At 42.1% G+C, this 23721-nt stretch carries 19 protein-coding genes; 13 read left to right on the top strand and 6 right to left on the bottom strand.

All coding sequences use genetic code 11. From position 1 onward, the window contains the following. Nucleotides 1-35: 35 nt before the first annotated feature. The 3 genes from AN394_RS04680 to AN394_RS04690 form a co-directional block, all read right to left on the bottom strand. Entirely contained in the window at nucleotides 36-845 is an 810-nt protein-coding gene (locus AN394_RS04680) for an META domain-containing protein (RefSeq protein WP_055020898.1), read from the bottom strand. Between the two features lie 150 nt (nucleotides 846-995). Further along, nucleotides 996-1562: an alkylphosphonate utilization protein gene (locus AN394_RS04685; protein WP_054563514.1), complete on the bottom strand. Its 567-nt coding sequence runs from the start codon at nucleotides 1560-1562 to the stop codon at nucleotides 996-998. 79 nt (nucleotides 1563-1641) lie between these two features. After that, entirely contained in the window at nucleotides 1642-2406 is a 765-nt protein-coding gene (locus AN394_RS04690) for an ABC transporter substrate-binding protein (protein ID WP_054563515.1), read from the bottom strand. 104 nt (nucleotides 2407-2510) lie between these two features. On the opposite strand from AN394_RS04690, the gene AN394_RS04695 reads away from it, so the two are divergent. The 7 genes from AN394_RS04695 (at nucleotide 2511) to AN394_RS04725 (ending at nucleotide 11430) form a co-directional block, all read left to right on the top strand. Next, a complete protein-coding gene (locus AN394_RS04695) occupies nucleotides 2511-3788 on the top strand; it encodes an EAL and HDOD domain-containing protein (protein WP_055020899.1) in 1278 nt (425 codons plus the stop codon). A 54-nt stretch (nucleotides 3789-3842) separates the two neighbouring features. Continuing rightward, complete coding sequence (locus AN394_RS04700; RefSeq protein ID WP_055020900.1) at nucleotides 3843-4457, top strand: paraquat-inducible protein A; 615 nt, start codon at nucleotides 3843-3845, stop codon at nucleotides 4455-4457. Between the two features lie 43 nt (nucleotides 4458-4500). After that, entirely contained in the window at nucleotides 4501-4854 is a 354-nt protein-coding gene (locus AN394_RS04705) for a hypothetical protein (RefSeq protein ID WP_055020901.1), read from the top strand. A 104-nt stretch (nucleotides 4855-4958) separates the two neighbouring features. Then, a complete protein-coding gene (locus AN394_RS04710; RefSeq protein ID WP_055020902.1) occupies nucleotides 4959-6281 on the top strand; it encodes a TolC family protein in 1323 nt (440 codons plus the stop codon). Further along, nucleotides 6274-7731 (top strand): efflux RND transporter periplasmic adaptor subunit, encoded by a 1458-nt coding sequence (locus tag AN394_RS04715; protein WP_055020903.1) that lies wholly within the window; start codon nucleotides 6274-6276, stop codon nucleotides 7729-7731. Before AN394_RS04710 ends, AN394_RS04715 begins: the two co-directional genes overlap by 8 nt. After that, nucleotides 7728-10832 carry an efflux RND transporter permease subunit gene (locus AN394_RS04720; protein WP_055020904.1) on the top strand — a complete coding sequence of 1035 codons (3105 nt, stop codon included), beginning with the start codon at nucleotides 7728-7730 and terminating at the stop codon, nucleotides 10830-10832. Before AN394_RS04715 ends, AN394_RS04720 begins: the two co-directional genes overlap by 4 nt. A 142-nt stretch (nucleotides 10833-10974) precedes the next feature. Then, complete coding sequence (locus AN394_RS04725) at nucleotides 10975-11430, top strand: hypothetical protein (RefSeq protein ID WP_054563522.1); 456 nt, start codon at nucleotides 10975-10977, stop codon at nucleotides 11428-11430. Nucleotides 11431-11483: 53 nt separating this feature from the next. Here AN394_RS04725 and ppx read toward each other — a convergent pair whose 3' ends face one another. From ppx to AN394_RS04740, 3 genes are all read right to left on the bottom strand, one after another. Beyond that, nucleotides 11484-12971: an exopolyphosphatase gene (gene ppx, locus AN394_RS04730; protein WP_055020905.1), complete on the bottom strand. Its 1488-nt coding sequence runs from the start codon at nucleotides 12969-12971 to the stop codon at nucleotides 11484-11486. Then, the gene (gene ppk1 / locus AN394_RS04735) at nucleotides 12964-15045 is read right to left on the bottom strand and encodes a polyphosphate kinase 1 (RefSeq protein ID WP_055020906.1); all 2082 of its coding nucleotides are present in this window, start codon (nucleotides 15043-15045) and stop codon (nucleotides 12964-12966) included. The genes ppx and ppk1 overlap by 8 nt, the downstream gene beginning before the upstream one ends. A 160-nt stretch (nucleotides 15046-15205) precedes the next feature. Further along, nucleotides 15206-15712: a glycine cleavage system protein R gene (locus AN394_RS04740; RefSeq protein WP_055020907.1), complete on the bottom strand. Its 507-nt coding sequence runs from the start codon at nucleotides 15710-15712 to the stop codon at nucleotides 15206-15208. 348 nt (nucleotides 15713-16060) lie between these two features. Between AN394_RS04740 and AN394_RS04745 the strand changes: the two genes are divergently transcribed. The 6 genes from AN394_RS04745 to AN394_RS04770 all read left to right on the top strand — a co-directional run bounded on the left by AN394_RS04745 (nucleotide 16061) and on the right by AN394_RS04770 (nucleotide 23703). Further along, on the top strand, nucleotides 16061-18295 hold the full coding sequence (locus tag AN394_RS04745; RefSeq protein ID WP_054563526.1) for an ABC transporter permease subunit: 2235 nt from the start codon (nucleotides 16061-16063) through the stop codon (nucleotides 18293-18295). 15 nt (nucleotides 18296-18310) lie between these two features. Then, the gene (gene pstA, locus AN394_RS04750) at nucleotides 18311-19960 is read left to right on the top strand and encodes a phosphate ABC transporter permease PstA (RefSeq protein WP_054563527.1); all 1650 of its coding nucleotides are present in this window, start codon (nucleotides 18311-18313) and stop codon (nucleotides 19958-19960) included. Nucleotides 19961-19986: 26 nt separating this feature from the next. Then, nucleotides 19987-20814 (top strand): phosphate ABC transporter ATP-binding protein PstB, encoded by an 828-nt coding sequence (gene pstB / locus AN394_RS04755; RefSeq protein WP_054552475.1) that lies wholly within the window; start codon nucleotides 19987-19989, stop codon nucleotides 20812-20814. Between the two features lie 47 nt (nucleotides 20815-20861). Next, entirely contained in the window at nucleotides 20862-21563 is a 702-nt protein-coding gene (gene phoU / locus AN394_RS04760) for a phosphate signaling complex protein PhoU (protein ID WP_054563528.1), read from the top strand. A 150-nt stretch (nucleotides 21564-21713) separates the two neighbouring features. Beyond that, nucleotides 21714-22391, top strand: coding sequence for a TIGR00153 family protein (locus AN394_RS04765; protein WP_054563529.1), 678 nt, complete (start codon nucleotides 21714-21716; stop codon nucleotides 22389-22391). Nucleotides 22392-22434: 43 nt separating this feature from the next. After that, the gene (locus AN394_RS04770) at nucleotides 22435-23703 is read left to right on the top strand and encodes an inorganic phosphate transporter (RefSeq protein ID WP_054563530.1); all 1269 of its coding nucleotides are present in this window, start codon (nucleotides 22435-22437) and stop codon (nucleotides 23701-23703) included. Nucleotides 23704-23721: the final 18 nt, after the last annotated feature.

Raw genomic sequence — 23721 nt, forward strand, 5'->3', positions numbered from 1 at the left:
CAGCAATTGCTGGGCGTTTTTTTATTTAACTGTTGTTAATTCATATAAGTCGCTGCGAAGGTCGCAAGTGGCTCATCACTATCATCTAACAAGGTTAACTGTTCACCATTGATAGAGAACTTAGCTGTTGCCGCAAGTGCTGCAGACATGGCCGCTTCAATATCCATTTGTGATACACACATTTTTTTGGTGCTTGCTAATGGGTTGAATGTAAGCGTCTGCTCGTTAACCTCGTAACTACCTGAGAAGTTATTACATCCTAAGTGACCATTGGTTGAACCATCGTCTTTAAACTGTACGAAAGGTTCTTTATTTTCAACGGTGATAGCCTCACCGCTGATTGTAACTGCTTTCCAATACGTATTGGTCAATGTCACGTCTGGCTTTTTCGCTGATACTTTTGTCACTGTCACCTTGTACACATCATCCGTCGCATCTTCGGCAAATGGATTATTGTGAGTGGTGCTGATGTAAAGTAATTTACCTTGATTCTCAATGCGTGCACTCACACTATAGCGGTGACGGTCAGCAATTTTGCTTTCGTCATACTCAAGTGCCACGTTATATGGTGGCGCACCATTTAATTCAATTTCTTGTTCGCTGATAACCTCTGCTTTGGCATCCATTTTTGATACATCAGCAAGTTGTACTTTTAATACTGAACCCGGTGGCAGCATGCTGCGGTCTAAATAAATAACCTGAGTATTGAGGGTTTTCATTGTTGATTGCTCAGCTTGTGGTGCGGCAGAGTCTTCACCACAACCTGTTAATACTAAGCTGCTCCCTAAGATCATTAAACTGCATAGAGAAGCGCGTTTGAAAGATGAGATGGTATCCGAAGCCATGATTGTTTCCTTGCGTTTTAGGGTTATGCGTCTTTGTAATTGAATAAGCATAAAGTTCGCTGACTTAATCATAGCTTAATTAACAAAAAATGGGCACTAGGCCCATTTTCTTAATTACGGATTCGCTTTAAAAAGCAAATTGAGTGTTCGTTATTTTTTCACGTATTTGGTAAGAATAACAATGCGTTGACCATCAACACGGCCTTCAATATGTTCTGGGTTGCTCGTTAAGCCAATGTTTCTTACTGCTGTGCCACGCTTAGCAACAAGGCTGCTGCCTTTCACATCAAGATCTTTAATAAGTGTCACAGTGTCACCCGCTTGAAGTACAACACCATTACTGTCGATGTGTTTAATATCGTCATCTTCAGCTAGGGCTGTTTGCGCCCATTTTAACGTGTCTTCTTCAAGATAAATCATATCGAGTGCGTCTTGTGCCCAACCGTTATCAGCAGCTAAACGCTTCAACATGCGATAAGCCACAACTTGTACAGCCGGTGTTTGACTCCACATGCTGTCGTTCAAGCAATGCCAGTGGTTTGCAGTTAAATCAGCATTATTTTCAATTTGATCTTTACAGGTTTGGCAAACGTAAATGCATTTATCAGAATGAGCCTCTGTAACAGGTGGCACTTCGTAAACAGATAGATTGTCTGTATTAGTGCAAAGTTCACATTGGTTATTACTGCGTTCGATTAGGGCTTGTTCAATGCTCATAGGAGGCTCTTTTAGTTAACAAGGTAAGAAAAACAGCGCGCATTATAGCAAAAGCAGGTCCAAAGCGGAATATCCCTAATTATTGTAGGGGTATGCTTTTTGTGTATTTATTGATTATGGCATCTAAGCGGCCAGAATTTTTAAGTTCTTTGATTGCTGTATTTATTTTTGGTAACAATGATTGATGCTCACTGCGCAGGCGAATTTTTAGATTACCTAGCGAATGTAATGCACCAAAGCTGATATCTGCATCAAATTGCTCAGCCCAATATAATGCTGGCAGTTTATCAATTATGACGACCTCAATTCGTTGCATTTTTAACGCCTGAATGAGTTGTTGTTCAGAGTGAAAATCAACCCGTTTAAAGCGGTTATCGTCATAATAGTAATAGCCTAAAACAGTCCCTACGGGTTGATTACGAATACTGTTGAGTTGCTGCCATTGAGCCACAGAGCTTTTTAAGCTCACTAGATACTCTTCAACGGCAAACAGGGTGTTTGAGTAACTAAACTGTGGATTTTGTTTTTCTGTCTGGCTCAGCCATTCGGGGCTTATGACATCAAAATCGATATGTCCTTGGTGAAGGTATTTAACGGTTCGTTTTGCAGGAAGCTCGACATGCTGCACTTGAATATCAGCAAGCAGCATAACTTGTTTGATAATTTCAGGAAGGATCCCTGGATTGCTTTTATCATCAATATAGTAAGGATAGTAGTTCCCAGAGCCGGTTACATTGTATTTCAGTACAGGTTGCTGCTCAGCCAAAACTGCTTGAGTAAGAAAAAGTAAAATTAAGAAAATCGAGTTAGAGAAGCGCAATGGTCTGATTGAATTCGTTTTCATGTACCTAGTTTGGTTGGGTTTTTGTTTTTTAGCAAGGTAAACATCTTTCACTATACTTATAACAATAGTAATGTGGAGATAGCCACATCTAAGTGAGAAGTAGAATGTCAGAATTAAGTATGGAAGGTAACAAAAGTCAGAGCGTGACTCAGTATATAGCCCGGCAGCCAATATTTAATGCTGATAAAAGTTTGTATGCTTACGAATTATTGTATAGAGAATCGAGCGATAATGTCTTTCCGGTAGGCACCAGTGATGGCCAAGCAACGGGGCGACTGTTTTTTAATGCGTTAATGTTGATGGGACTCGAGAAGCTAACGGGCTTTCAACCTGCGTTTATCAACCTATCGACCGACGCTATTTTGGATGACTTCCCTAAGTTGCTGCAACCACGCAGTGCGGTTATCGAAATAGTGGAGCGGGCTACTAGCATTCCAAAAGTAGTAAGCCGCGTTAAGCAATTAAAACAAGAAGGCTATTTGTTCGCGCTTGATGATTACGATGGCACAGATAAATGGCAAGATATTTTGCCTTTAATGGATTTTATTAAGCTTGAAGTCACGCAGCCGATTATCAAAACCAACATGATGATCAAAAAGCTCAAACGTAGTTTCCCAGAGACCACTATCATAGTGGAGCGCATTGAAACTTATGAAGACTTTAAGCAACTAAAAGCGGCTGGTTGCGACCTGTTTCAGGGCTACTTTTTTGCCAAGCCAGAGCTTTTAAGTTTTGGTAATGTTGAACCATCAAAAGTTGCCGTGCTTGAATTACTTAACTGTACTGCGCAAACAGATTTAAATTTTGACGCAATTCAACAACGAGTTGCTAAAGATATAGGCCTTACAGCACGCATTTTAAAATTAGTTAATGCGCGAATCAGTAATAGTCAGCAAACAATTCGTTCGATTTCACAAGCGGTTATTTACCTTGGTGAAGACGCGATTAGACAATTTGTACGGGTATTAGCGCTGAGCGAGTTAGGCAATGATAAACCGCAAGAGCTAACTAAACTGGGCTTAACAAGAGCTAAATTTATTGCGCTGATGCTTGAACCTGGTGGTAAAGACCTAGCTGAGCAGGGTTATTTAGTCGGTTTACTATCCGTACTTGATGCTATTTTAGATATGGAGCTTGATATCATTGCCAAAGAGTTTTCACTGGGTAGTGAGCTTTCGAGCGCACTGTTAAACTTTAATGGCATGCAAGGTGCGAGCTTACAACTCGTTAAGGCGATGGAAGAAGAGCAGTGGCAAACTGCTCATGAGCTGCTAATGATGATCCGCCCTGCGTCAAAGATGGATGTGGTTTTTCAAGCTATGTACGATGCCCGTGCTTATGCCGATGAAGTGTTCGCAAGCTTATCATCGGTTACAGACTAAAAGTGCAGAGTTCGTTATGATGCGGGCTCTGAGTATTAAAAAGGTTTGTAACTAATGCGTGTTGTTTTTCCAGTACTGGCTATTTTAATTGCCTTGGCGTTACTAATTCCTGGTGTAACCCAGCCTGTGCTCACCCTAGAAGGAAAAATCGATAAATCTAAGCTTGCCAAAACAGGTATTGAAATGATTGCCGATGAAGGCGATCGCAATACCCGTAGCGTGTTAATGATGGCTTCAAGCATGTTGGGGCTTGATAAGCTTGAAGGTGAAATAGATGCCTACAAAAAAACACGCAGCATTTGGGGCACCGTGAATGAGCTAGCCAATAACAAAAATTACCTTGTTGCCGCGCTTGTTGCAGTGTTCTCGATTGTTATTCCCACTTTAAAACTCTTGATGCAATTGCTTTATTGTTTTTTACCTGCGAATAGATTTAAGCATTTGCTCGGTCAACTCATACAGGGCCTAAGTAAATGGAGCATGGTCGATGTGTTTGTGATTGCATTAATCGTGTCTTATTTGGCTGGTAATGCCGATGGGCAAATGGGCGAGCTAATCAAAATGCATGCCGAACTGGGGGATGGATTTTGGTATTTTACTGGCTATTGCCTGTTTGCTATTGCTGCCAGCAGTAACATAAAAATAGATAAACCCTTGTCGAGCGCGTAAATTTTGGGCTACAATTTGGGCAATTAATTTTTAAGGTATGATGATGACGCGACTTTCAAGCTACTTATTGATAGCTATGATGCTGCTCACTTTTGTGGGTCAGTCAATTGCGTCTGTTGCTATGGTGTGTGATATGCCACATGCCAGTATGCAGATGGATCATCATGCTAATATGAGTGCTGACAGCGACATGAGTGATATGGATTGTTGCCATGAAGACGTAATGGATAACAGCGATTGTGCGTGTCCGTTCAATGCCTGTACAGCTCATTCACTCCTGCCGTTAAATGATTTAGTTGTTAAATCAATTAAGCAATCAGAAAAAGTCACCGTGTTAGGCGCCAGCCAGCTTAGTTTCCACGCAAGTTCTTTATATCGTCCACCTATTACTGCTTAAGCAGGATAGGTCTGTCTAAAATTCAGTAAAACGCTGAAATACTCCTTATTCTGCACCCAAAATCTATTGTTTTTTAACCATTTTTAAGATTTTTGGAGCATGTGATGATTCACAGCAAATTGATTAAGGCGCTTTCTCTAGGCGCAGTATTGATAACCTCAAGTTTAGTGAAAGCAGAGCCATTGGCGCTCAATCAGGTGATTGATTATGCATTGACTCACGAGCCTTGGTTACAGGCAAATAAATACCAGCAACAGGCGATAGAAGCGCAAAGCATTGCGGCAGGTACCTTGCCAGATCCAGTGTTAACCGTTGGACTCATGAACTTACCAACCGATGGCTTTGCCTTTGACCAAGAGGGTATGACGCAATTCAAAGTGGGCTTGTCACAACAATTTAGCCGAGGTGATAGTCTTGCCTTACAGCAACAAGCTTTAAAACAATCGGCTGAACAATACCCTTGGCTAAGAGCTGACCGCCAAGCACAGATTAAAGCCATTGTTAGCGAAGCATGGCTAAATGCCTATCGCGCACAAAAAAGCATTCAACTGATCAGCCAAGATAAAGCCTTATTTAATCAGCTTATTGATATTACAGAAGCAAGCTATGCCAATACACTTGGTGCGACTCGCCAGCAGGATATTATTCGCGCCCAGCTAGAGCTGACTCGGCTTGAAGATAAGCTGGTGATGTTAGAGCAACAGTTTGATAGTGCAAAAAAACGACTAGCACAATGGCTACCTATTGAAATGCTAAACGGTGCAGTGAGCGATGAAAATACCAAGGTGACCGCAGTAATGGCTTATCAAGAGCTTGCGCCATCGGGGGTGACTGAAGTGCTGATGAATCACCCGGCAATTATTGCTATTGATCATGCTATGCGTGCCAAAAACACCCAAGTGAAAGTGGCTAAAGAAGCGTATAAGCCGCAATTTGGTATGAACCTAGGCTATGGCTATCGTGATGATACCCCGATGGGTGACTCTCGCGCTGACTTATTCTCTATTGGGGTAAGTGTTGATTTACCGCTGTTTACTGATAACCGTCAAGATCAACAAGTTAATGCCGCAATAGCTAATGCCGAGGCGGTAAAAACCAACAAACTTATTACCCTACAAAAACTGCAAGGTCAGTATTTTAAAGAGCTTAGCCAACTAAGCCGACTTGCTCAGCGCAAAGCACTATATCAACAGCAGCTTTTACCGCAAATGGCGGAGCAAGCCGAAGCGACTTTAAATGCTTACACCAACGATGATGGTGACTTTTCAGAAGTGATGCGTGCACGCATCAGCGAACTTAACGCAAAAATTGATGCATTGAATATCGAAATAGACAAACAAATAACCCTCGCTCGCCTTAACTATTACGCAGCAGCAAAAGATAACCAAATAAATGCAGCACAAAGCCAAGGAGCTACCAATGAATAATACAGTGAAATTAGTTATCGCCTTGGCGGTAGGTGCGGCATTGGCAACGGCTTTAAATAAACTAGCTGAGCCAGATCATGAAGCTATGCCAAGCGCTGAGAAAAAGCCCTTATATTGGGTGGCGCCTATGGACAGTAATTACCGCCGTGATGAACCGGGTTTATCGCCAATGGGTATGGAATTAGTCCCCGTTTATGAGGAGCAAAGTAGCGCTGAAGACAGCCCTGGTACTGTGAGAATCTCACCAGCAGTCGTTAATAACTTAGGGGTAAGAACAGCGCCTGTAAGGTTTAAATCATTACAAACGACGGTTGATACGGTTGGTTATGTGCAATACGACCAAGACCAACTCGTGCATATTCACCCTCGTGTCGAAGGTTGGATAGAAACCTTATATGTAAAAGCTGCAGGTGACCAAGTTAAGCAAGGCGAGCCACTTTATACCTTGTATTCTCCACAGCTAGTGAATGCACAAGAAGAGTTATTGCTTGCCCTTAAACGTAACAATGCAGTGCTTATACGTGCCGCAAAAGCACGCTTAGCCTCACTGAATGTTTCTGACGATTTTATTACCCAATTAGAGCAAAGCCAAAAGGTCAGACAAAACATTACCTTTTATGCCAAGCAAAGTGGCGTATTGGATGAGTTAAATATCCGCGAAGGTTTCTTTGTGAAACCGGGCACAACCATGATGAGTATTGCTCACCTAGAAGAAGTGTGGGTTGAGGCTGAAGTTTTTGAGCGTCAAGCAGGGCTAATTCATAAAGGCTTGCCAGTTACTATGAGCTTAGATTACTTACCGGGTAAGCGCTGGCAAGGCAAGGTCGATTATATTTACCCAACCCTTGATGAGAAAAACCGTACCCTTCGTGTGCGTTTACGCTTTGCCAACCAAAATGGCTTACTCAAACCGAATATGTTTGCTGAAGTCAGCATTACTACTAAGCCAACTGAGCCGCAATTAGTCATCGCAAAAGAAGCGGTGATCCGCACCGGTAGCCAAGACCGTGTGGTGATTGATTTAGGTGAAGGGCGCTTTAAGTCAGTGGCTGTGACGCTAGGTCGTAGTGATAATCATGATGTCGAAATTTTATCAGGCTTATTGAAAGACGATAACGTAGTGGTTTCAGCGCAGTTCTTAATAGATTCCGAATCAAGTAAGAGTTCTGACTTTATGCGTATGCAAGAGCCAGATAGTGACAGCGCAATGGTCAATGGCGTGATCAACAGCATTGACCGTGAAGCCCGCACAGCCGTGATCAGTCGTGAGGCTATCCCTAAGTGGGGACGCGAGGCTGCAACTATGGAATTTCATTTTTCGCCGCGTATCGATATGTCTAGTTTACAAAGTGATGATGAAGTGCATTTTACCTTTAAGTTGGTAGACGGTGAGTTTGTGATTTTTGACATCATGACCATGAGCCACCCTATGCAAGGAGAAATGCAATGATAGCTGCCGTGATCCGTTGGTCAGTCGGTAATCGCTTCTTTGTATTACTGCTGTCTTTAATGTTGGCGGGCTTTGGGATTTTTTCTTTAAAGAATACCCCAGTTGATGCCTTGCCTGACTTATCTGATGTACAGGTTATTGTAAAAACGTCTTACCCAGGACAAGCGCCTCAAGTGGTGCAAGATCAAGTAACGTTTCCTATCACTACAGCCATGTTGTCGGTGCCGGGTGCTGAAACGGTAAGGGGCTTTTCGTTTTTTGGTGACTCTTATGTATACGTTATTTTTAACGAAGACACCGACCTTTATTGGGCACGTAGCCGGGTGCAAGAGTATTTGAGTCAAGTAAGTGCTCGCTTACCAGATTCAGCAAGGCCTGAACTTGGCCCTGATGCAACAGGTGTGGGTTGGATTTACTTGTATGCGCTGGTGGATAAAACCGGTAAGCACGATATTAGTCAGCTACGCAGCCTGCAAGATTGGTTTTTAAAGTTTGAGCTGCAAACGGTGCCGGGTGTATCAGAAGTAGCGTCTGTTGGTGGTATGGTTAAGCAGTATCAGGTGAATGTCGACCCCGATAAATTGCGTGCTTATGGTATTCCGCTGAGTTTAATTCAAACAGCAATTAAGCAAGGTAACCAAGAGCGTGGTGCCTCAGTGGTCGAAATGGCTGAAGCTGAATACATGGTATCAAGCACAGGTTATATTAAAAGTGTCGCAGATTTAGAAGCCATTCCGCTGGGTACTAATGCCAATGGCACGCCACTGCAATTACGTGATGTGGCTGATATAAAACTTGGGCCGCAAATGCGCCGTGGTATTGCCGAACTAAACGGCGAGGGTGAAGTAACTGGTGGTGTGGTTGTGATGCGCTTTGGAGAAAACGCCGAAGCAACCATTAAACTCGTAAAAGAAAAGCTAGAGTCGCTCAAAAAAGGCCTGCCAGAGGGGGTTGAAATCATCCCTGTGTACGACCGCTCAAACCTTATTACCCAAGCGCTTGATAACTTAAGCTCAAAGTTAATTGAAGAATTAATTGTCGTGGCCTTAGTGTGTGTCGTGTTTTTATTCCATATACGCTCATCGATCGTAGCCATTATCACGTTGCCAATGGGTATTTTAACGGCTTTTGTGGTGATGTATTGGCAAGGTATAAACGCCAATATCATGTCGCTTGGCGGGATAGCGATTGCCATTGGTGCAATGACCGATGGCGCTATCGTGATGATAGAAAATATGCATAAGCATATGGAGAAAACCCCACTGACCGATGAAAATCGTTGGCAAGTGGTGATGGACTCAGCCGCAGAAGTCGGGCCCGCGTTATTCTTTAGTTTATTGATCATCACTGTCAGCTTTATGCCGGTGTTTATTCTTGAAGCACAAGAAGGGCGCATGTTCTCGCCACTGGCTTATACAAAAACCTATGCGATGGCAGCTTCGGCTGGTTTAGCGATTACACTTGTGCCGGTATTAATGGGCTACTTTATTCGCGGTAAGGTTATTTCGGAGCAGAAAAACCCTGTAAACCGCTTATTAGTGGCAGCCTATAAACCCTTGTTAAATGCAGTATTAAAAGCACCGAAAACAACATTGGTACTGGCATTAGTGTTGGCTGCTATCGGCTTTTACCCGGTTAATAAAATTGGCAGTGAGTTTATTCCTCCCCTTGATGAGGGCGACTTAATGTATATGCCAACGACTTACCCAGGTATTTCAATTGGTAAGGCCCGCGAAATCTTACAGCAGACCGATAAGCTAATTGCCAGTGTTCCAGAGGTTGAGTCGGTATTTGGTAAGGTTGGTCGAGCGGATACTGCCACAGATCCTGCGCCGCTGACCATGATCGAAACCTTTATTCAGTTAAAGCCAAAGTCACAGTGGCGCGAGGGTATGACAACCGAAAAACTGAAAAAAGAGCTCGATAATCTGGTTAAGTTCCCAGGGCTTACCAATGCGTGGGTTATGCCAATCAAAACGCGAATCGACATGCTTGCTACTGGGATTAAAACGCCTGTAGGGATTAAAGTCGCAGGGCCAAAGCTGAGTGAAATTCAAAAAATCGGTGAGCAAATTGAAGTCATCTTAAAAGATTTACCGGGCACGGCTTCGGTTTATTCTGAGCGCGTTGCCGGCGGTCGTTACATCAAAGTCGATATCAACCGTGAGAAGGCTGCGCGTTACGGTTTAAACATTGCTGATGTGCAACAGGTTGTTGCTACTGCTATCGGTGGTATGAATGTGACCGAAACTGTTGAAGGGCAGGAGCGTTACCCAGTTAACTTACGTTATCCACAAGATTATCGCGACTCGCCAGAAGAGCTTAAGTTGTTACCGATAGTAACACCAAACGGACAGCGTATCGCATTGGCTGATGTTGCCCATGTCTTTATCGAAGATGGCCCGCCGGGTATTAAAAGTGAAAATGCACGTATTAATGGCTGGAGCTTAATCGACATTGAAGGCAGTGATATCGGCAGTTATGTTGAGCGTGCGCAACAAGCGCTGCATGAGCAACTTGAGCTACCTGCTGGTTACTCAATTACGTGGGCGGGGCAATATGAATATATGGAGCGCGCAAAAGCCAAACTCAGTTATGTATTGCCACTCACTTTGGCAATCATTGTGGTGCTGTTATACCTCAATTTTAGAAGCTTTATTGAGGTGGCAATGATCATGCTGACCTTACCGCTTGCCATGATAGGCGGTATTTGGCTGATGTACCTTGAAGGTTTTAACTTCTCGGTTGCTGTTGGGGTTGGTTTTATTGCCTTAGCTGGAGTTGCTGTAGAAATAGGCGTAATTATGCTGGTTTATCTCAACCAAGCTTATCAAGATGCCAAAGCGCAATCAGCACAGTTTACGGTTACAGAACTGCGCCAAGCAATCATCAATGGTGCAGGCCTTCGGGTTAGACCAGTGATGATGACAGTCGCCACTATTATCATAGGGTTATTGCCAGTGCTTTATGGCACTGGAACGGGCAGTGAGGTGATGAGCAGAATAGCCGCGCCTATGGTCGGCGGGATGCTCAGTGCCATAGTTTTAACACTACTAGTGTTACCTGCGCTTTATTTTATATGGCGTAAACGCCATCTATAAATTTTACAGTCAGTGTGTAACTTGTACGCTTTTACTTGCTGCAAGTTACACACTTTATTTTTAAGTAGCTGAAAATTAATGATTTTATTGCTGGTGTGATTTATGCAAAGTCATATTAAATTGATTTTGATAAGGAATGCACATGCAAGTTAAAACAATACAACAAGTTTATGATTGGACCGTGTTATTTCATACTCAAATGGCAGCCAATTTCCACAGTGTTAAAGACTTACTGGATGAGCATAATCAAATGCTGGTGGACTATTATCTGCAATATGAGAAGAAACTAGCAGAAGATCTCGTTGGCTTTAAAGCCATTACTGAAATAAACACACTAGATACCTATTGCTATGAGTATTTTGCTGAAAACCCAGAGCTAATTACTTTTAACGATATCAGCACAGATCAGCAAATTGATGAAAAGGCGATTCAGGTTTACTTAACCACGCAACACCAAAAAGTAATCGACTTATACGAGTACTTGGTATCGCGAGCTGATACAGAACAAAGCAAAGAAAAGCTTGAGCGTTTACTTGAGCTTGAACATCAAGGCCTTAAGCAAATGATGCAAAGCTCAAACCGCCATATGGATATGTAATCGATTAATAGATTAATCTATTAATCGATTAATCTATTAATCTATTAATCCGCTTAATGAAAATCGAGTAAGAAGCCGACTTTTTTAAGGTATTTTTGCTCTTGCTGTAAGTCAGCTAAAAGCAAGGTATGTTCTTTAAGCCACTTATTGTGAAACTTTAAGAACATACTATTTTGCTTGGCTGTTACCTCAAGTTTAAAACCTTGATCGGTAATACGCTTTTGATTCAGTAGTACCGCTAAGCGCAAAATCACAATAAGCTGCAATATTTCATAATGCTGCATGGTATGCAGTGCAGGAAACTCTTCTAAACGAATTTTTTTCCGATAAAAACGGATCATGCAACTAAGCAAGGTTTGTTGTTGCTGCGTAAAGCCTGGTAATTGGCTATTCGCAACGATATACGCACTGTGCTTATGTATCCCTGATGAATTAACCCCTAAGCCAATTTCATGCAGCTGCGCGGCCCAATCCAGCAAGTTGATGTAGTCAGGATCGGTAAGTTGCCATGCCTCTTTTACTTGTTCAAACAGCCATTTTGCAGTTGACGAGACGCGGTTAGCATGCTCTTTATCTATGGCGTTACGCTCAGATAGGTTCGCAATGGTATTAGTGCGAATATCTTTGTGGGCGAGCTTTTGCTGCATTTCATGTAGCAGGCCTTCACGAAGTGAAAAGTCGCTGTATTGCAACGCTTCGATTTTAAACAGCCTAAATATCGCAATTAAAATAGCTAAACCACCACAAATACTCACTTGCCGCTCAGGTGTAAGACCTTCAATTTGTAGCGCTTTTATTTGTTTAGCTGCAATAAACTGAGTTTTTAGTTCTAATAATCGCTCTAATGTAATCAGCTCTTGCTCGGCATCGTTAGCATTGATCATGGCAAGGATAGATTTAATAGTGCCTGATGTTCCCACCACAGATTGCCAGCCAGCCGATAAGTAGTTGGCGAAAATCACTTCGAGTTCTTGCTCTGCGCGAACTTCAGCTTTGGCAAAGCGCTTAGCAGTGATTTGTCCATCTGCAAAAAACTGCTTGGTGTAACTAACACAGCCCATATTGCGGCTAGTAAGTAGCTTGTGCTTAAAGTGTTTGCCAATGATGAGTTCGGTACTGCCGCCGCCGATATCAATGACTAAGCGGTTTTCATCGTGATGAATGTAATGGGCAACACCTTGGTAAATTAAGCGCGCTTCCTCCTGCCCCGATATTACTTCGATTGGGTAAGGAAACACTTTACTTGCTTGGGTTAAGAACGAATGAATATTTTTAGCGCGGCGTAATGTGTAAGTTGCCGCCACTTTGACATTCTCAAGGGGGAAGTCCTGCAAGGTAGTCGCAAACTGCTTAAGAATCGCCAGCGCGCGTTCGATTGCTTCTTGGCTTAAATGATTTTTATCATCTAAGCCATCAGCTAAATAAACGCGCTGTTTTTCTTTATGTAAGATTTGCAAAGAGCCATCGACCTCTCTTGCCACCACTAAATGAAAACTATTTGAGCCTAAATCAACGGCAGCAATTGAGGGATAATCATTCATTATTATAGTTACTTTCCCATTTCTTAAGGTGGTCATAAATGGCAATTTGCGAGCGAATTTTCTTACGATTGCCGCGGCGCACATAGCTGTTTTTTTGTTCGCTATCGATTATGCGCGCTTTTGATCTATCTTTAAACTGTAGCTCAAGAATATCAATAATAAGCTGTTTTAATTTTTCATCATAAATCGGTGCGGCTACTTCAACACGGTGATCAAGATTTCGGGTCATCCAGTCTGCCGATGAAATATACACTTTTTCGTCGCCATTATTATGAAAAACCATCACCCGAGGGTGCTCTAAAAAGCGGTCAACAATGCTAATAATGCGAATATTTTCGTTAACGACAGAGGGCACTAACGAACACATGCCACGCACAATAATGCGAATTTTCACACCGCGTCTTGCGGCAAAGTAGAGGTGATCAACCAGCTCTTTATCAACAAGGTTGTTTATTTTTAGCGTAATTCGACCAGCCTTACCATGTTCTACATTGGTTATTTCAGCATCAATTAGGGACATAATAGTTTGTCGTGCGTTGACTGGCGAAATCATCAAATGATCAAATTGAAATGGCTTATAGCTGCTTTCGATAAACTTAAACACACTATCGCACTCTTCACTAATGCCATCAAACTTGGTGAATAAGCTAAAGTCAGTGTAGATTTTGGCGGTTTTTTCGTGGAAGTTACCCGTGCCTATATGGGCATATTTCACTATGTTGTTCTTTTCTTTACGGTGAATAACGCATAACTTACTGTGCACTTTCAATGCAGGAATACCAAAGATCACTTTAACACCGGCATTGCTTAGGGTTTTTGCCCATTCAATATTGTTTTGTTCATCAAAGCGCGCTTTCAGCTCAACCATAACGTTTACGTGTTTGCCATTTTTTGCTGCATTAATAAGCGTAGAGACAAGTCGAGACTGGCTCGCAACGCGATAAATATTGACCTTAATTTGGGTTACATCTGGGTCAAAAGCAGCTTGGCGTACAAACTCAAGTAAATGATTAAAGGTGTGATAAGGGTAATACAGTAAAATATCTTGCTCTGAAATGGCATCAAACACACTTGAATGATTGTTAAAAGCCGTACTTTGTAATGCAGGCAGTGGTTTGTTTTCTAAATACTGGCGGCCAACATTCGGAAATGCAATAAAGTCACGAAAATTACGGTAACGACCGCCGGGGATCAACGCATCATGTTGGCTTATATTAAGGCGCTTTTTCATCACTTTAAGCATCTCAGCTGGCATGCTCTCGTCATAAACAAGGCGCACAGGCTCTGCAGAAATACGTTGTTTTAGACCTTTTGACATTTTATCGAGCAAGCCTTCTTCAAGCTCGTCATCTAAATTGTATTCGGCATCACGGGTCAATTTGATGGCATAGCATTGAATATCATCAAAGCTAAAAAAGCTGCTAAACACATCGCGAATAAAGTAGGCGATAATGTCATCAAGCATCACAATGGTTTTGTGACGGCGCGTTTTCTCTGGTGGCAAAATAACAAAACGAGATACGCGGTCGGTTGGTACTTCCATCATGGCATAATGACTTTTTTGGTTGGTCATCTCGACAAACAAGTAGGTCATGGTGTCGTTGATTTGATCTGAGTAGTCTTTCTTTTCAGAGAGTAAAATCGGCAATATGTGTTGCAGCACATTGTCGTGGAAGAATTTTTTCAGCCAACTCAAGTGAAATTCAGATAGCTCCTCAGGTAACTCAACGTGAATATTGTGCTCGTTTAAGTCATTTAAAATGTCTTTATGAATTTGGTTAAACTTTTTACCAAGCTGCAGCACCTTACTTTGGATCTGATGAAGTAGTATTTCGTCTTCTTCAAAGTTCGCATCAGGAATTTTATTAAGTAAAATTCGACGTTTTACATCGGCAACACGAACACGGAAAAACTCATCCATGTTGTTTGAGTAAATACCTAAAAAGCGCATGCGCTCAATAATCGGGTTAGATTTATCTTTAGCTTCTTGCAGCACGCGTTCATTAAAAGACAGCCAACTTAGCTCTTTGGCAAAGTAGTTAACGGCTTGAGAAGAAGAGTGTGATGCGTTCATCTGGTTTTCCAACGTTTATAGCTAGTTAGAATATAGAGGATGCAGATGACGTTTATGTGACGTATTTATCACTTTTATGACATACATGTCAGTTATGTGACATGTATGTCGTTAATTTTAAAGCTTAGTTTAAGTTTTAATATCCCTATAAACTTGCTTGTTATGCGTCCTCAATATCAACAATTAGGTCTGTAGTAATAGACTCAAGTGCGCTGATCACTTCGTCTTTGTTCATGCCCATTGGCAAAGCGACGGTGGCAACAGCACTAAAAATTGGCACGCCCCAGTTAGGTGCACTTTGTTGTTTTGAATTTAGGTGAGTGATATTCGCCCCTTTGTGACGAATAACGCTGGCAAGCTCTTGTACAATGCCAGGTCTGTCGTTGCCAGTAATGACAAAATTGATTTGTTCAGATTTTTCTTCTGACAGAGTTTCGGCGCCGCGTTCAATTCTGATTTCTAAATACGGCAGACTATGTAATGCGTCTTGCAATTCTTGCAGGTGCTCTTCAGGTACTGCTGCCTCAATAATCCCTGCAAAGTGACCTGCAAGGTGGCTCAAATTACTGCTTAACCAGTTACCATGATGGTTTAAAATTGTGGCTGAAAGGTCTTCAACTAGGCCGGGTTTGTCTGGCCCCAAAATAGTAATTACTAACTGCTTCATACTTATATCTCTGTAAAAATGCCTCTGAAAAATGCAATAAAAGGAAGGAGGCGTTGGTTAAAAATGATTCTTATTGTCGAAAAAAATAAGTCATCTTGAGTATTGATGCAGTTTTATTGTTTGTCCAATTTTTTCCATATAGTTATAAAAAATTAGTTATAACAGTTTGTTAGGTTGTGAATTTGGTCGTTATAAATACGCAGAGCAATGTCGCAATTTGGTCATTTTTTAACTTTAAAATACGTCCCTGAAATACTCGCTTTATTACACCGAATTATGACGTTTGTAACATTACTGTCATCTTGGTGAAATATAATGCGCGCAACGTTAAGATTTAAGGGTGTTTTGATGACTTCCAATCCGAATAAACCTACCTTTCATACGGATAGAAGCCGTCTATTTAAAGACAGGTTTGCCAAGTGGGGTATTTCCGCAGGTGGCGTAATGGTGCTAGTAGCACTGCTACTTATATTCTTTTACCTTCTTTATGTTGTTCAACCTATTTTTGAGTCAGCAAAAGTAGATACACGTAACAGTGTAAAACTACAAAATGCGTCAGAAGTTGTGGGTCTTGGCATTGAAGAACAAACCGAAATTGCCTTTTTACTCGGTGAAAAAGGTAATGTGGACTTTTACAATGTTGAAAAAGAGCAATTTGGTAAAAAGATCACCACCCTTAATACAGAATTACCAAGCGATGTAAGCAGCTTCGCAAGCTCTGCACCGTTTCAGGGGCAATACGCATACGGCCTAGAAAATGGCTCTGTGGTTGTGGTTGCGCCAAAATTCTTAGTGACATTCCCGAACAATCAACGCAAGTTAACACCACGTTTAGATTACCCGTTGGGTGATATGGCGCTTGAAGTTGATGAGCAAGGTGCGGCAATCACTAAATTTGCATTTAGTCACTACGAAGATAAAACAGCTGTTGTTGCTTTAACGGCTGACAAGCGCGTTATATTCAGCAGCTTTGTGGGTGAAGAAAACATGTTCACCGGCGAAGTAGAGTGGGTTGTTGAGCGTACTGAGCTTGATATCGAAGGTCGTGTTGATGAGCTATTAATCTCACCAGATACAACACGTACATTCGTGCGTTCAGCAAATCAAATTTACGTATATGATACCCGTTACCCTTCTGAAGTTGAGCAAATTCAACTGCTTGCAGCTAACGAAGAAAACGCGAACCTAGTTTCAACTCAGCTATTGGCTGGTGCCAACTCACTGATGCTTGCTAACGATAATGGCGAAGTTTCACAGTGGTTTGAAGTAAACACTGAAAATGGCCGAGAGTTCCAAAAGATTCGTGCATTTGAAACCAGCAAGCAATCGAAACTAAACATTTTCACCGAGTTCTACCGTCGTACCTTCTTCACAGCAGGCGCTAACGGTGAGCTAGGTATTTATTACACAACTAGCGATGCTAAACTGTGGCAAGGTAAAGTAAGCGAAGGTCCAATTCAAAACTTTGCAATAGCGCCACGTTCAAATGCGGCACTTATTCTTGCTGATGACGCGCTAAAAGTAATTGAAATTCATAACGAGCACCCAGAAGTAACTTGGTCTGCGTTGTGGCAAGAGGTATGGTACGAAGGTTACCCAGAGCCGGGCTACATTTGGCAGTCAACGTCTGCAAGTGATGACTTTGAATCTAAGTTCTCATTAGTGCCAATTTCATTCGGTACGATTAAAGCGGCAATGTACGCAATGTTATTTGCGGTACCAATTGCGCTTTCAGCGGCAATTTACACGGCGTACTTTATGTCGAGTGAATTACGTAAAGTGGTTAAGCCGACTGTAGAAATCATGGAAGCATTACCAACGGTAATCCTAGGTTTCTTAGCGGGTCTTTGGTTAGCACCATTAATTGAAGAGCATTTACCTGCGATTATTGGATTATTGGTGTTGCTACCAATCGCTATTTTATTAACGGCTTTTGGCTGGAACAAGCTACCGGCGTCAATTCGTCACCGTATTCCTGAAGGTTCGCACTCAATTTTACTTATTCCAGTGGTTATTTTCATCGGCTGGTTATCGTTTGCGATGAGTAACTCAATTGAGCTTTGGATGTTTGACGGCAATGTGCGCCAGTACTTAACCAATGAACTGGGTATGACGTTTGACCAACGTAACTCACTAGTTGTTGGTATTGCGATGGGCTTTGCTGTTATCCCGACTATCTTCTCAATTGCTGAAGATGCGGTATTCAGTGTTCCTAAGCATTTATCAAACGGTTCATTAGCACTAGGTGCAACACAATGGCAAACATTGGTTCGCGTAGTATTACTAACAGCAAGCCCAGGTATCTTCTCAGCAGTAATGATGGGTCTAGGCCGTGCTGTAGGTGAAACAATGATTGTACTAATGGCAACAGGTAATACACCTATTATGGACTGGAGTATCTTCCAGGGTATGAGAACACTTGCAGCGAATATCGCGGTAGAAATGCCTGAGTCTGAGGTAGGTAGCTCGCATTATCGCATTCTATTCTTAGCAGCATTTGTATTATTCATATTCACATTCATTTTCAACACAGTGGCTGAGTTTGTTCGACAGCAACTGCGTGATAAATACAGTTCAATGTAGGTGGAGAGACACGACATGGTAAAGCAGTGGTTTAAGTCTGGTTCTCCTTGGATTTGGATGACCGGCGGTGCGGTAAGCATCAGTTTAATCTCGGTTCTTGGCTTACTAGCCATGATTGCTTGGAAAGGTTTAAGCTTTTTCTGGCCATCAGAAGTAGTGCAATTTGAGCTGCAAGGCTCAGTTGAAAAACAAACAGTGATCGGTGAGATTTATGACCGTGAACTAGTTGCAAAATCACGTATTGAGGCGACGGGCGTTGATTTATCTCATTACGATAAAGAGCAACTAGAGCGTTTATTGATTAAAACAGGTAACCGTGAGTACGTAGCTCTAGATTTCCGTTGGGTACTAGAGACAGACATCACATCGCGTACTGCGCCAGCTGAGCTTGCTGTATTCGAGCGTAGTAAAAACGGTAACTTCTACGGTTATGTAGAACAGGTTATTAAAGACGGTGAAGTTATCACTGATAACAAAATCGACGTGCTTTATGATCTTGTAGACCGTGCTGTTGACCTGAATGACCAAGCGTTAGACTTACAAAATGGTGATATTGGTCATATTAACTATGAGCTTGAACGTTTACGCTTAAGAGAAAAAGCATACCAGCTTGATAACGAACTAACCGATGAGCGTGTTGCTGAGCTTGCACAAACTCGTGCTGAGTTACGTGCTGAATACACTGTATTAGAAAAGCAGTTATTCGCGCTTCGTAAACAAGCAAAGCGTGACCAAGTAACTGTAAGAGACATGCGCGGTGAAGTGGTTACTATACCTCTGTATCAAGTTCTTGATGTGTGGTTCCCTAATGACATGGGCTTCTTTGCTAAGCTTGGTCATTACTTTGTTCAACTTGGTAAGTTTGTAGCAGATGACCCACGTGAAGCAAACACTGAAGGCGGTGTATTCCCAGCGATTTTCGGTACCGTGTTCATGGTATTACTAATGGCAGTGATTGTGACGCCGTTTGGTGTTGTTGCAGCGATTTACTTACATGAATACGCAGCAAAAAATGCCGTGACTAAGATGATCCGTATCGCGGTAATCAACCTTGCAGGTGTACCTTCGATTGTATACGGTGTATTTGGTCTAGGTTTCTTTGTATACATGCTAGGTGGCAGTATTGACCAATTGTTCTACCCTGAGTCATCGCCAAGCCCAGTATTTGGTACGCCAGGTGTGATTTGGTCTGCTTTAACGCTAGCAATTTTAACGCTTCCTGTTGTTATTGTTTCGACTGAAGAAGGTTTATCACGTATTCCAAGTACGGTTCGTCATGGTTCATTAGCACTTGGCGCAACAAAAGCAGAAACGCTATGGCGTATCATCATTCCGATGGCAAGCCCAGCGATTATGACAGGTTTAATCTTAGCGGTTGCACGTGCAGCCGGTGAAGTAGCACCACTAATGCTTGTTGGTGTTGTTAAGATGGCGCCAACACTGCCACTTGACGGTAACTTCCCATACATACATTTAGATAGAAAATTTATGCACTTAGGTTTCCACATTTACGATGTTGGTTTCCAAAGCCCTAACGTAGAAGCGGCACGTCCGCTGGTATATGCCACGGCATTCTTACTGGTATCAGTAATTATCGCCCTGAATATCACCGCGATTGGTATTCGTAACCACTTACGCGAAAAGTTTAGAGCTCTTGAGCATTAATACAGAATTTTTATAGGTAGACAGAGATGATTACAGTTGCACCACAAGTAAACCAAGCGAAAAGCGCGGCAAAGCTAGATTTAGATAACCTAACTGCAGAACAAACAGCGTTAGAGATTAAAAACTTAGATCTATACTACGGTGATAAACAAGCGCTTAGCGGCGTAAATATGAACATCCCGAAAGGTCAGGTAACAGCATTTATCGGTCCATCGGGTTGTGGTAAATCAACACTTTTACGTTGTATCAACCGTATGAACGACCTTGTTGATAGCTGTCGTATTGATGGTGAGATCTTACTACATGGTCACAATATCTATGATAAGAATGTAGATGTTGCTGCACTACGAAGAAATGTCGGGATGGTATTCCAACGTCCTAATCCATTTCCAAAATCAATCTACGAAAATGTCGTTTATGGCCTACGCTTACAAGGTATTAAAGAAAAGCGTAAACTAGACGAAGTGGTTGAACAATCTTTACGTGGCGCGGCATTATGGGATGAAGTTAAAGACCGTTTACACGATAGTGCATTTGGCCTATCGGGTGGTCAGCAACAGCGTCTTGTTATTGCTCGCTCAATTGCTATCGAGCCTGAAGTACTACTTCTGGATGAGCCTACATCGGCACTAGATCCAATTTCTACTTTAGTTATCGAAGAGCTAATTAACGACTTAAAGAATAAGTTTACCGTGGTAATCGTTACTCACAACATGCAACAGGCTGCTCGTGTATCAGACCAAACTGCGTTTATGTACATGGGTGAGTTGATTGAGTATTCAGATACCAATACGTTATTTACAACACCAAGCAAGAAGAAAACAGAAGACTACATTACAGGCCGTTACGGTTAGTCAATAAAGTCACTTGGTACCGTAAACGAAATTTATAGAGGTAGACAATGGAACATAATATCAATAAACACATTTCGGGCCGCTTTAATGAAGAGCTTGAAAATGTGCGTAACCATGTATTAAACATGGGTGGTTTAGTTGAGCAACAACTAAACAGTGCACTGGATGCTGTTAGTAATGGTGATGCCGATCTTGCACAAAAAGTTCGTGAAAACGACTACAAAGTAAATGCAATGGAAGTGAACATCGACGAAGAATGTACACGCATTATCGCTCGTCGTCAGCCGGCAGCGAGTGACTTACGTCTTGTAATTGCTATTGCAAAAACAATTGCCGATTTAGAGCGTATTGGTGATGAAGCTGAGCGTATTGCTAAAGTTGCGCTGGACTCATTCACAAAAGATCAGCAAGACCTACTGGTGAACATTGAAAACATGGGTCGCCAAGTATCAAAAATGCTTCATGATGTACTTGATGCATTTGCACGTATGGATGTGCAATGTGCGTTTGAAGTACATAAAGAAGACGCCAAAGTTGACCGCGAGTACGAAGCAATTACCCGTCAAATCATGACATATATGATGGAAGATCCACGCTCAATCCCGAAAATTATGGATTTAGTGTGGTCAGTTCGTTCATTAGAACGTATTGGCGACCGTTGCCAGAATATTGCTGAATACATCATCTATTTTGTTAACGGCAAAGATATTCGTCATACATCTCAAGAAGATATCGAAAAGTCGCTGTAAATTTAGCCGCAACTTTTCATTATCAAACCGAGCGGCCTTAGGCCGCTTTGTCTATTATTGGTGATGTAAGGCAGAAAAAGCGTTCACAATCGAACACAATGCTGTAAAATTCGCAGCTGCCAAAGCATACTAATTTATAAAGGGTCAGTTATGCCTACAAATGCATTTTTAGGGGTTTTTGCTAAATCACCTATTAAGCCTATGGAAGATCACATTAAGAAAGTACATCAAGCAAGTAAAGCATTGATCCCTTTCTTTAATCACGTGTTTAAAGAAGAATGGCAAGAAGCGGAAGAAATCCGTCTAAACATTCGTAATTTAGAGCGTGAAGCTGATGAAATGAAACGTAACATCCGCCTTCAACTACCTCGTGGCTTATTCATGCCAGTTGAGCGTACCGATTTGCTAGAGCTTGTTACTCAACAAGACAAAATTGCTAACAAAGCAAAAGATATCGCAGGTCGTGTAGTTGGTCGTGAGATGATCATACCTACCGAAATCCAAACAGATTTCCTTGCTTATTTAACTCGTTGTGTTGATGCGACTAAACAAGCGTCAAAAGCAATCAATGAGCTAGATGAGCTGCTTGAAACGGGCTTCAAAGGTCGCGAAGTGACTTTAGTTGAAAAAATGCTCGTTGAATTGGACGCTATTGAACAAGACACGGATGACATGCAGATCAAAATTCGCCGTCAATTGCGCGCCATCGAAAATGAACTTAACCCTGTTGACGTGATGTTCTTATACAAGATCATTGAGTGGGTAGGCGAGCTTGCAGATATTGCAGAGCGCGTAGGTTCTCGTCTTGAGCTGATGTTAGCTCGTTAATTAAAAATCAGTTCAAACACGAAAAAAATTAAAGGTTCACACAATGGATATCATTGCAAATTACGGCACGTTATTGGTTTTAACTGCCGCCGCAGTCGGTTTCTTCATGGCTTATGGTATTGGTGCAAATGACGTTGCCAATGCGATGGGTACATCAGTAGGCTCAAAAGCACTTACAATTAAACAAGCAATCATCATCGCTATGGTGTTTGAATTCGCTGGCGCATACCTTGCCGGTGGTGAGGTTACATCTACAATCCGTAAAGGGATTATCGATGCCACGCCGTTTATGGACATACCTGAGTTAATGATACTAGGTATGATTGCCGCGTTATTCGCTGCAGGTAGCTGGTTATTAATTGCCTCTTTCTTAGGCTGGCCAGTATCTACGACTCACTCAATCATCGGTGCCATCATTGGTTTCGCATTAGTTGCAGTAGGTAGCGAAGCAATCCAATGGAACAAGGTAATGGGTATCGTAGGTAGCTGGATTGTTACCCCTGCTATCTCTGGTTTTATTGCTTACTTGATTTTCATGAGTGCGCAAAAGCTAATTTTTGACACTGATGCACCACTTAAAAATGCTAAGCGTTTCGTACCTATCTATATGGGTCTAGCGGGCTTCATCATGTCGCTTGTAACAATCAAGAAAGGCTTAAAGCACATTGGTATCAACTTAGGTGCTGTTGAAGGTTATGCCCTTTCTATCGCGATTGCTGTTGTAGTTGCTATCATCGGTAAGATTGCGATTGCTCGCCTTAAAATTGACCCTAAAGCTGACAAAGCAATGCAATTCAACAACGTTGAGAAAGTGTTCGCAGTACTAATGGTACTAACGGCATGTTGTATGGCTTTCGCACACGGTTCAAACGACGTTGCTAACGCAATCGGTCCACTAGCTGCTGTTGTAAACATTGTTGAGCACAACGGTGAAATCGCTAAGAAAGCGGCTATCGCATGGTGGATTTTACCACTAGGTGGTTTAGGTATTGTTGCTGGTCTTGCTATTTTAGGTAAGAAAGTAATTAAAACAATCGGTGAAGGTATCACGCACTTAACACCAAGCCGTGGTTTTGCTGCTGAGCTTGCTGCTGCTTCTACAGTTGTTATCGCATCAGGTACTGGTTTACCTATTTCTACTACGCAAACACTTGTAGGTGCGGTTTTAGGTGTAGGTATGGCACGCGGTATTGCAGCACTTAACATGGGTGTTGTAAGAAACATTGTAGTTTCTTGGGTAATTACATTGCCAGTTGGCGCAGCCCTTGCTATTGTTATTTTCTATGTACTGAGAACTGCCTTCGGGGTATAAAAAGTACTAAAAGACTTT

This window comes from Pseudoalteromonas sp. P1-26, assembly GCF_001401795.1.
In the GTDB taxonomy this organism is placed as follows: domain Bacteria; phylum Pseudomonadota; class Gammaproteobacteria; order Enterobacterales; family Alteromonadaceae; genus Pseudoalteromonas.

What these genes read in the sequence shown, in the direction of transcription:
- AN394_RS04725 (WP_054563522.1), top strand. Translation starts at nt 10,975, where the DNA reads ATGCAAGTTAAAACAATACAACAAGTTTATGATTGGACCGTGTTATTT.
- AN394_RS04720 (WP_055020904.1), top strand. Translation starts at nt 7,728, where the DNA reads ATGATAGCTGCCGTGATCCGTTGGTCAGTCGGTAATCGCTTCTTTGTA.
- AN394_RS04710 (WP_055020902.1), top strand. Translation starts at nt 4,959, where the DNA reads ATGATTCACAGCAAATTGATTAAGGCGCTTTCTCTAGGCGCAGTATTG.
- AN394_RS04765 (WP_054563529.1), top strand. Translation starts at nt 21,714, where the DNA reads ATGCCTACAAATGCATTTTTAGGGGTTTTTGCTAAATCACCTATTAAG.
- AN394_RS04745 (WP_054563526.1), top strand. Translation starts at nt 16,061, where the DNA reads ATGACTTCCAATCCGAATAAACCTACCTTTCATACGGATAGAAGCCGT.
- AN394_RS04705 (WP_055020901.1), top strand. Translation starts at nt 4,501, where the DNA reads ATGACGCGACTTTCAAGCTACTTATTGATAGCTATGATGCTGCTCACT.
- pstB (WP_054552475.1), top strand. Translation starts at nt 19,987, where the DNA reads ATGATTACAGTTGCACCACAAGTAAACCAAGCGAAAAGCGCGGCAAAG.
- AN394_RS04715 (WP_055020903.1), top strand. Translation starts at nt 6,274, where the DNA reads ATGAATAATACAGTGAAATTAGTTATCGCCTTGGCGGTAGGTGCGGCA.
- phoU (WP_054563528.1), top strand. Translation starts at nt 20,862, where the DNA reads ATGGAACATAATATCAATAAACACATTTCGGGCCGCTTTAATGAAGAG.
- AN394_RS04680 (WP_055020898.1), bottom strand. Translation starts at nt 845, where the DNA reads ATGGCTTCGGATACCATCTCATCTTTCAAACGCGCTTCTCTATGCAGT.
- AN394_RS04740 (WP_055020907.1), bottom strand. Translation starts at nt 15,712, where the DNA reads ATGAAGCAGTTAGTAATTACTATTTTGGGGCCAGACAAACCCGGCCTA.
- ppk1 (WP_055020906.1), bottom strand. Translation starts at nt 15,045, where the DNA reads ATGAACGCATCACACTCTTCTTCTCAAGCCGTTAACTACTTTGCCAAA.
- AN394_RS04690 (WP_054563515.1), bottom strand. Translation starts at nt 2,406, where the DNA reads ATGAAAACGAATTCAATCAGACCATTGCGCTTCTCTAACTCGATTTTC.
- AN394_RS04770 (WP_054563530.1), top strand. Translation starts at nt 22,435, where the DNA reads ATGGATATCATTGCAAATTACGGCACGTTATTGGTTTTAACTGCCGCC.
- AN394_RS04695 (WP_055020899.1), top strand. Translation starts at nt 2,511, where the DNA reads ATGTCAGAATTAAGTATGGAAGGTAACAAAAGTCAGAGCGTGACTCAG.
- AN394_RS04700 (WP_055020900.1), top strand. Translation starts at nt 3,843, where the DNA reads ATGCGTGTTGTTTTTCCAGTACTGGCTATTTTAATTGCCTTGGCGTTA.
- ppx (WP_055020905.1), bottom strand. Translation starts at nt 12,971, where the DNA reads ATGAATGATTATCCCTCAATTGCTGCCGTTGATTTAGGCTCAAATAGT.
- pstA (WP_054563527.1), top strand. Translation starts at nt 18,311, where the DNA reads ATGGTAAAGCAGTGGTTTAAGTCTGGTTCTCCTTGGATTTGGATGACC.
- AN394_RS04685 (WP_054563514.1), bottom strand. Translation starts at nt 1,562, where the DNA reads ATGAGCATTGAACAAGCCCTAATCGAACGCAGTAATAACCAATGTGAA.